The following is a 9983-nucleotide window of genomic DNA, read 5'->3' as shown; positions in this document are numbered from 1 at the left end:
TAATAAATAGATTGTTATAATCAATTTCTGCCATTTAGTAGAGCGACGTAGTTTCCGGAGAACTTCATGAGAGCAAGGTGTTTTTGGTGTTACTTTTTAGCATTGATGCGGGATTGAGTTAAAAACAATTTGCATATTAACATCATATATTAATACCATAATGCACTAAATTAACACATACCCAAGGCAAGCAATATTTACAAACTGCTACACAAATTCATTTTTAACACCAATACGCTTGTTTATTGCAAATATACTTCTATATTTGCAATATAAAGTTCAAAACAAAGCACTTAATGTAAATAATACAATTAGATACAGTAGGTGTTTATATAGATTGTATGCTTTGTGATTTATTAAAATATTTGTAATAATTAATAAATGCCAAGAGATGAATTGATTTAGTTCTCCGGAAACTAAGTTCTTTCATGAATACTATCTAATGTATTTAAATAAAAAAGAGTATCTAACTAAAGATACTCTTTAAATATGTGTGAATAAAGTGAACTATTCTAACTCCTATAGGCTTTTGGGAGGATATAATGCGTCCCACCACTCGGGTTGGTCTTTCAGCCATTTAGCGAACCATGCGTAAATCGTGTTATTCCACAATATTCGTTTGTCATAATCCAATATATGGTGATTTTCTCCTTCTACCTGGACAAACGCTGTAGGCTTACCCAATAATTTTAATGCGGTAAACATCTGGATGCTCTCTCCAATCGGAACATTCGTGTCTGCGGTTCCATGTAAGAACAAGATCGGGGTATTGATCTTGTCTGCGTTAAACAGCGGACTTTGTAAAGTGTACATATCCCGGGCATTCCATGGATAACTGTTAGCGCTAGCCAACGAGCTGTATGAATATCCCCAGTAACCTTCTCCCCAATAGCTGGTGATGTCGCTGATTCCCGCATGAGACATGGCCGCCGCGAATATATCTGTTTTTGTTTGTAGGTATTGAGTCATGAAACCTCCGTATGAAGCCCCCATGCAACCGATTTTCTTCGTGTTGACAAAAGGATGCTCCTCACAGAACTTTTTCGTGCCTTCGATGATCTCGTCAGCGGTAAGTTTACCCCATGCGTTGACATGGCGTGCGGAGAACTCTTGGCCGAACCCTGTCGCTCCACTGGGCTGTATGATGTAGACGATGTACCCTAAGCCGGCGTATATATGCGAAGGATAACGGCTTTCCATCACCCGGGCCGTAGGAGTTGTTCCTCCGTAATAATTCACGATCATCGGATATTTCTTGGTCGCGTCAAAATGAGGAGGAAGATAGAAACGGCCGTAAATCGTATCCCCTTGGGCGGAGACGAAATTCCAATCTTGCACTTCTCCTAAAGTGACGTCTTTCAAGATCTCTTTGGAGAGATCGATCAAGCAGGAAGAGGCGTCGTTTTTCAAGTTATAGGTATAAAGCCTTTGGGAATTGGAAGCGCTTAATCCGAAATAAACCATTTCGAAAGCTTGATTGGCGATGGAGTAATCGGAGATGACATCTTCCTTGGCTTGAAGTTGCTTAATCTTTCCGTTGGACGGGTTTAGACTATACATGCGAACACGGTCCTTATCTTTCGCCGTGATATAGATTTGTTTATCGAGGGCGTTCCACTCGTAGGAATCGACAGAGGGGTCAAAATCTTTCGTAAGCGGCTTTATACTTTTATCTGCTATATTGTATAGGAATAATTGCCCGTCGCTCGTATTGGATGTCTGTCCTTCTTTGATCTTTAATCCGATACCATCGAAAGCCTCTCCAGACGCGTCAACGAGTAATTGGGTGGCATCTGGGGAGAAAACGGCACGGCTTACGAATTTCTCACCTTTTATAAGGGTATCCACATGCATGGTTCGTAGATCCATCTTATATATATGTACGTGAGAAAGGGCGCTCCGTTAAATTCGGTTCCCTGCGACTGAATAGCAGATAGTGGCCGTCTTGAGATACATCGTTGATGTAAGTAGAAGTATGTCCATAGGTGAGCCGTTGGAACAATCCGGTTCGCAGGTCATATTTATGGATAAACATACGGTTTCTCCATCCCGGTTGGCGATCATCCGGCACCAGTATCTCTTGGATCTCTTTTCGTTCTTGCGGTCCTTTCTCCCGTATGGAGAATAATAGATAGTCCTCGGTAGGTCCGAAACTGAAAGAACCCTCGGGCAATTGGCTGGCAAGGATGTTCTCCTTTTTACTGGTAGGGTCTAAGGTCACCAATTCCGTGCCTTTCATCCCTTTCCGGGTGTAATAGGCCAGATTGCTTTTAGGCATCCAGCGTAAGCACTGTCCGTTCTCAACCAATACGGAACCGGTAGCCTTGTCTAGTATCTGGGTAAATGAGGACTGCTTTCCACCGGGATAGGTTTCTTGATAGGAGACGATAATGAGTTTTCCATTCGGGGACAGGCTGGCGGATTGGATACGTTTACCATCAAATACATCACTTAATGTATAACGTTTCTCCGGATTGACGGTCGCGGTTACCACCGCGTCTTTTTCCGGGTTGAATGAGGCTTTTAAGGCATTCTCTTTGTGGCTCTCAGATAAATATTTAATTACGATTTCATAGCGTTGCGGCTCCAAGGTCAACGAGGCTTCTCCTTGGGTTAGTTTTGTGAGTTGTCCATCCACGTAGACTTCTGAAATCTCAGGGCCATTGATCCTTAAGGTACCTTTTGTATAGCGGTCACTATTCAGGTAGAAGGAAACCAAATGTAGCGCGTAGGAAGAGGCCGAGGTTGGTAAGGTCAGCTCTCCGGAAGACGCCGCGTCAAGGGTTTGTCCGCTTTGGGAAAGGTTGCAGAAAGGAACGGTCGTGTTCAATAGTTCCTTGTCAGAGAATCTCTTACTGTTTACATCCAGGCTATCTGCCAAGAAGGGTTTCTTCACCTCGTAAGGGCCGGCGTAATTATAATGTCGCACGACAACCTCATCCGCCCATAGTGAGCAACAGGAGCATAGGGCTGAAAGAATTAAGATGTTTTTGTTTATCATGATATTTGTTATTTAGTTTAAAATAAGAAAGCGAGATGGCGGGTATCTCTCAGCCATCTCGCTGTATCATTATCTTATAAGATTTCTATCTCATCTACGAACAAGAATGCGGGGCTTCCGGCACCACCGTGCCATTTTGGTAGTTTGCTGCTGTTGATGATAACCTCGACATGGCGAGCCTTTACCGGGGCGAAGGATATCTCTTGGGGATATAATCCGTCCTTGTCGTTTTGGGTCAGCCCCGGGATTTTCTTGGATGCTACTTCCTTGAAATTCTTGCCATCGTCGGATACCTTTACGGTTACGGCGGAGGCTCCCATGATCCAATCGCCTTTTACCACATTCGTATTGAAAGATACCTTTTGGATTTCGGTTGATTCCTTTAGATCGATCGTGGCGTCAAGGTCTTTTCCTTGGAAACCCAGCCAATGGCCGGTCTTGTAATTGCTTCCTCCACGTAAGCCGTCTACCAATACCTGTGCCCCGTTGAAAACGTATCCTTTGCTGGGTTGCTCTTTCAAGGTGATGGGCTTCATCGTCGCTTTATTGAAGAAGATATCTTCTGAGAAGATGCGGCTCGTACCGTTCGGACGGACAACGATCGCCTTGAATTCGCAATCTTGGTTGATCTGTACCGGGCCTTCATACTTGATGCTGGCGATCGTAGGATCGCTACCGTCTACCGTATAATAGATATCTCCTTCACCCAACTTCGTCAAGGCTATGTCGAGTGTTCCGTTCTCCGTATTGGTGGTCAGGGAGGCGTTAATATCGAAGATATGCTTTCCGTAATTATATCCCAAGCGATCGTAAAGTTGTGTCATGCGGGCCACACGGGGCAGGAACGTCTGATAATCTTTCTTGGACGGATCGCTCCACTGGATATCGGCTACGGCATCGATACGGGGCATGATCATGTATTCTACCTGTGAGAAGGTCGGGATATATTCCGTCCAGAGGTTGGCTTGCGCCCCGATCACGTACTTCTGGTCTTCAGGAGAGATACCGGCTGTCGGCTCAAAAGAATATACTTTCTCTAACGGCAAGTAACCACCGATAGCTTCGGGCTCAAGATCCGTATCCGCTGATTGATAGTAATCCAGATATACATATGTATTCGGTGTCATGACCACGTTATGCTTTTGCTTGGCGGCCTCGATACCTCCATCCATGCCTCTCCAGCTCATTACCGTGGCATTCGGGGCCAAGCCTCCTTCTAGGATCTCGTCCCAGCCGATGATATGGCGTCCTTTGCTCTCCACGAATTTCTCCATGCGGGAGATCACGTAGCTTTGCAAATATTCCTCGGCGGAATGCTTCTTATCTCCCTTGATACCTTCCGCCTTGATGCGAGCTTGGCATTTTGGGCATTTCTCCCAACGTACCTTCGGGCACTCATCACCACCTACATGGATATATTCGGACGGGAAAAGATCGATGACCTCGCTCAATACGTCTTCTAGGAATTGCATGGATTTCTCGTTTCCGGCGCAGATCACGTCGTCGGCTACTCCCCATTGACCCCATACGTCATAAGGGCCCCCGGTGCATCCCAGTTCCGGGTAAGTAGCCAAGGCTGCCAATTGATGTCCCGGCATATCGATTTCCGGGATGATCGTGATATGGCGTTCAGCGGCATAGTTGATGACATCGCGAATCTGGTCTTGTGTATAGAAGCCCCCGTATTCTTTTCCGTCATATGTTCCGGAGTTATGGCCGATCACGGTTTCCTTACGTTTAGATCCGATCTGTGTCAATTCCGGATATTTCTTGATCTCGATACGCCAACCTTGGTCATCGGACAGATGCCAGTGGAACGTATTTTGGTTGTGCAAGGCAAGGATATCGAGATACGTTTTTACCGAATCCACCGGGAAGAAATGGCGGCTGACATCCAGCATCATGCCTCTATAGGCAAAACGGGGATAGTCGTTGATGGTAGCTGCCGGTAATTCTACGTTCATCCCTTGGGCCGTGGCCGGGATCGATTTACGTAATGTCTGGATACCATAAAATACGCCGGCATCCGTGCTTCCGGCGATCCGTATCCCGTTATCGCTAACGGTCAGTTGATATCCTTCCGGATTCTGGATGCTTTGGTCGATAACGAGGCTGATCCCCTTACCGGGCTGGCCGGTAGCGGTTGCTAATTCATAGCCCGTGATTTCCTTGATATAAGAAGCGAGGAACTCGGCGTTCTTCTTCATCTTATCATTGCCCTCCGGATAAAATATCTTCGTGGATGGACTTAGGACGAAAGGATTTCCGTTCGTCAATGTTACTTCTTGTGGCAAAGGCACTACTCCGTAATCTCCTTTTACGGCCTTACCACCGGAGCAAGCGATCATTCCCGTGCAAAATGTCAGGACGAGCGCTAGTTTGCTTAGGCTGTTCATGTGTTTAGAGTTTAGAACGTAAAACAATAATTGATTCAGTATCACCGCCCAAAGATAAAAAGAATTAGCCGTTTTATCTAATGCTTTTACACTTTTGATGCGATAACCTTAGGGACTTTGTCTATATATAGAGACTATTTATCAACTGGTGCATGATCGTCCACCAGTTGTTGCATGATCATCCAACAGTTGGTGGACGATCATGCAACGGCTGTTGGATGATGAATACTTCTATAAGAAATGTCTAAGGAATATGGAAGAAACACCTAAGGTCTAAAGGGAAAAGGGCTAGGGACTAAGGGAAAAGAAACGTCTTCTTGAGAGGTATTTCCTTGTCTTTCTTATAATATGTATTCACACGTTTTACGGTTGTGCAGCGGATGTAAGCGTCATGGCAGTAGATGAGCGCTTGCCCTTTTCGGGAGGCTTCAGCAAGTATGCGCAGTTTCTCGTTGTATGACGTGATCGGATACGTATCGTAAGCCGAGATCCATTCCGGAGATACGCTGGCTACAAGGGGGATAACATCCCCGGCAAAGACAAAAGTCCGGTCCTCCGTATGGATATAGGGAACAATTTGTCCCGGAGTGTGCCCATCGTACAGGCGTAGCTCTATAGTGGGGCAAATCGATGTGTCGGCATCTAGCAGCCGTAAGGAATTAGCGTCTGCGACGGCTTGCATATTCTCGATGAAATAGGAATCTCTCTCCAAGGCGTTCGGATGAAGGAAATTCTCCCATTGCTTGCGGCTAACCCAGTGGTTCGCATTTGGGAATGAGAGAAATAAATGTCCGGTAGATTCATCCTTTTGCGTGGTATAACCGCAATGATCGAAATGGAGATGAGTGAGGACAACATCCGTGATTTCCTCCGGTTGAATTCCCCGGTTTCGTAGTTCCGTGCCGAGGTCTATCAAGTTGAAGAAGCGGTAATAACTTAGTTGTTTTAAGTGTTTATTTCCCGCTCCGTTATCTACTAGGACGATGCGTCCGTCATCTGTTTTTATGACAAGGCTACGCATGGCGAGCACGCAACCATTTGTCTCGTCGCTCGGATAGCGACGGCTCCAAGCGCTTTTAGGAATGGCCCCGAACATGGCGCCTCCGTCGGCGTAGAAGTAGCCGGTATCGATGATTTGTAGTTTCATGGTTTCTGCATTCTTTCTTTGGGGGAGTAAAGGTATGGTTTTTATCATACTCAATAGTATAATAAATGTGAAAATGACTGGTTTAAACGTTGGTTTAGACTAGTCATTTTGATGGATGGGATAGTGCATTTGACACAATTTTAATATTGGATGTAATGTGTTGATTATAAGTCTTATTACTAATAGAATCGAAAAATGATTTAAATGAATGTTGCTTAATTTAAATTAATGGTTAACTTCGCGGACGACTAGTCTAAACGAACGTTTTAGCTAGTCATTTTTATTAGGGACTGCGCTCAGAGATAGCAGAAAGTAGGTTTTTGGTGTTTGAATATTGTTAATCTCAATTAATTATAACCATTTAATAATAAAGATGGAAAAATGTAGTAAGAAGAGCAAGCAATTGTGTTTAAGCTTGTTCAAACCAAGTGTTATGATGCTTACCACGGGATTCCTATGTATGGCCTCCTTTCAAGGATTGGCGGCTGTGGAACCCTCGCACAACTACGGACCGAATGTTGAATCGGTCATGCAAAATGGTAAGACTATTACGGTTAAGGTTTCAGATTCAATGGGTGAGTTGATCGGCGCGAACGTGTTGGTCAAGGGAACTACTATCGGTAACGTAACCGACATGAACGGCTCGGTTACGTTGCAAGATGTGCCCGCAAACGCTGTTTTGGAAATCTCTTATATCGGTTACACGACCAAGGAAGTCCCGGTTGGCAGTCAAAGTGTTATAAATGTTACGTTGTCGGAAGATTCCCAGGCTCTTGAAGAGGTCGTGGTCGTAGGTTACGGTACGATGGAGAAGAAGCAAGTGACCAGCTCCGTTACCTCATTGTCTGCCGGCGATATGATGAAGGGTGTGGGTGGTGCCGATATCACCAGCTCTTTGCAAGGTAAGATCAGCGGTTTGATCTTGCAAAATAATGGTAGTGCCAATGGTACGACCACGATCCAGTTGCGTGGTTTGACCTCTATCAACTCTGGTAAGGCTCCATTGATCGTTGTCGATGGTTTCCCGGGAGGTGATATTCGTGCCTTGAACCAAGACGATATCAAATCTATCGATGTGCTGAAAGATGCTTCCGCTGGTGCGATCTATGGTACACGTGCTGCTTCGGGTGTGATCTTGATCACAACGAAGAGTGGTTCTAACACGAATGGTAAAGTAAAATTGAATTATAGTACTGAGCTTTCGAAGAAACAAAACTATGGCCGTCCGGATATGATGACCGCCGATGAATATCGCAATCGTACGGACGTGAATATCACTGATTACGGGCAGAACGCTGATTGGTGGGACGCTCTTTTGCAGAAGGATAACTTCTCGCAAAAACATCACCTCTCTTTGGAGCTAGGTACCGAGAACGCACAAGTGTACACCTCTTTCTTCTATGAGACCAACGAAGGCATCACGATTAAGGATAACCGTAAGGACTATGGTGGACGCTTGAATGCAAACTTTAAGCTGTTCGATGGTTGGTTAGAGATCCGTCCGATCGTGGATTATCGTCAGACTGCTCGTACTTCCGATGGATCGGATGAGGATAAGAAGGCAAACTTCAAGCAGGCGTTGTATAATAACCCGACTCGTTCGCCATTTGACCCGGAAAGCCCGACAGGCTATAATGTGTGGACTGGCGAGACATTGGACTATAATATCGTAGCCGACCGTATGTTGACCGACTATGAGGGATTGGACAAGTGGTTCAAGCCTGAGGTTACAATGAAGTTGAACATCAAGCCCATTGAGGGATTGAGCTATTCTCAGACATTGGGTTACGAGAACCGTCAGTGGGAGCTCCACCAGTTCCGCTCTCGTTACCACCGCGATGAGGTGACAAACAACCGTGGCGGTTGGGCTAAACTTGAGTTCTCAAAGACTGAGCACCTTACATCTGAGGGTTACTTCACATATCTGAAGGAGTTCAAGGGTGGCCATAGCTTGAATGCCGTTGCTGGTTACTCTTATTTCGAGAAGAATGGAGAGAATTTCAATGCTGAGAACTATGACTTCGGTGTTGAGGGACTGAAATATTGGGACTTAGGTGCGGGTTCATATCTGACAGATGGTAAGGCTGCCATGGGATCAGGTAAGAATATCACAGAGCGCCTGTTTGCATTGTATGCTCGTGCCAACTACTCTTACAATGACAAATATATGGTTTCTGCCACAATCCGTCATGAGGGATCATCAAAGTTTGCCGCCGAGAACCGTTGGGGTAACTTCTGGGCGTTGTCCGGAGGTTGGCGTGTATCTGCCGAGGAGTTCATGAAGGAGTTTGACTGGGTGAGCGACTTGAAGGTTCGTTTTGGTTATGGTGTTACAGGTAATAACGACTTCGATGCTTCCTATATGGCTAATACGTTGAGCCGCGACCAATACTGGATGCTTCCTAGCGGAAGCTGGGCTTATGTCTATGGTCCGAGCTCTAACGTGAATCCTTATTTGGGATGGGAGGAGAAGAAGGAGTGGAATATCGGTGTGGACTACTCATTCTTTGGCAACCGTATGTATGGTAAGTTCGATTACTATCGTCGTAAGATCGATGGTATGATCTACGAGGTGAATGTTCCACAGCCACCGTATCCAAATGGCAAGCAATGGCAGAATATTGGCGAGATGGAGAGTAAAGGATGGGAGTTCGAGGTTGGTGGTGACATCATCCAGAATAAGGACTTCACTTGGACTTCCAGCTTGAATATGAGCCATAACTCGGGTAAGATCCTTACGATGTATGGCAACAATTCACGTATGGATGGTAACGCTATGGATGAACCGGGATGGCCGGGCGATGCCGCTCGTATTGAAGAGGGGGCAGAGATCGGTGCGTTCCATATGTGGAAATTCGCTGGATTCGACGATAAAGGAGACTTCCTTTTGTACAATAAGGATGGTGAGGTTATACCTGCTTCCCAGAAGAGTGTAGACGACAAACAATATATCGGTAATTATCTGCCCAAGGTGATGATGGGATGGAACAATACCTTTACTTATAAGAATTTTGACTTGGGTATTAATATGCGTAGTTGGATAGGTTTCGATGTCTTGAATACTTATCCGATGTACTTGGGTATCCAGGGACAGAGTGGTGCCGGCCAGTGGAATCTTTGGAAACCGGCGCTTGACGATCCGAAGTTTAAGGACATTCGCGGCGTGAAGCAGCTTTGCGATTACTTCTTGGAGGATGGCTCGTTCTTGAAGATAGATGCGATTACGTTAGGTTATACATTGGCGTTGAATAAGTATACAAAATGGGCAGAGCGTCTGCGCGTATATGGAACTGTCGGCAATGTAGCGACTATTACAGGATATAGCGGACATAATCCAGAGGTAGATATCACAGGCTGGACAGGTGGTACCGATAAGGTTTGGAACTGTGACCCGATTGTCCGCACATACACTTTAGGTATTCAAGTAACATTCTAAAAA

General features: G+C 45.4%; 3 protein-coding genes and 1 pseudogene. 1 reads left to right on the top strand and 3 read right to left on the bottom strand.

Features of this window, described 5'->3' with window-relative positions:
• Positions 1 to 519: 519 nt before the first annotated feature.
• From DW205_RS12190 to DW205_RS12180, 3 genes and pseudogenes are all read right to left on the bottom strand, one after another.
• A pseudogene (locus DW205_RS12190) lies at positions 520 to 3001 on the bottom strand (prolyl oligopeptidase family serine peptidase).
• Between the two features lie 74 nt (positions 3002 to 3075).
• Positions 3076 to 5397 carry a glycoside hydrolase family 20 protein gene (locus DW205_RS12185; protein WP_005866922.1) on the bottom strand — a complete coding sequence of 774 codons (2322 nt, stop codon included), beginning with the start codon at positions 5395 to 5397 and terminating at the stop codon, positions 3076 to 3078.
• A 295-nt stretch (positions 5398 to 5692) separates the two neighbouring features.
• Entirely contained in the window at positions 5693 to 6544 is an 852-nt protein-coding gene (locus tag DW205_RS12180) for an MBL fold metallo-hydrolase (protein ID WP_005866924.1), read from the bottom strand.
• Positions 6545 to 6917: 373 nt separating this feature from the next.
• Between DW205_RS12180 and DW205_RS12175 the strand changes: the two genes are divergently transcribed.
• Entirely contained in the window at positions 6918 to 9980 is a 3063-nt protein-coding gene (locus tag DW205_RS12175) for a SusC/RagA family TonB-linked outer membrane protein (protein WP_005866926.1), read from the top strand.
• The last annotated feature ends 3 nt before the right edge of the window (positions 9981 to 9983 follow it).

This window comes from Parabacteroides sp. AM17-47 (assembly GCF_003434625.1).
In the GTDB taxonomy this organism is placed as follows: Bacteria; Bacteroidota; Bacteroidia; order Bacteroidales; family Tannerellaceae; genus Parabacteroides; species Parabacteroides distasonis.
Note: the sequence above shows the minus strand (reverse complement) of the source record. Positions and strands in the feature narration are given on the sequence as shown.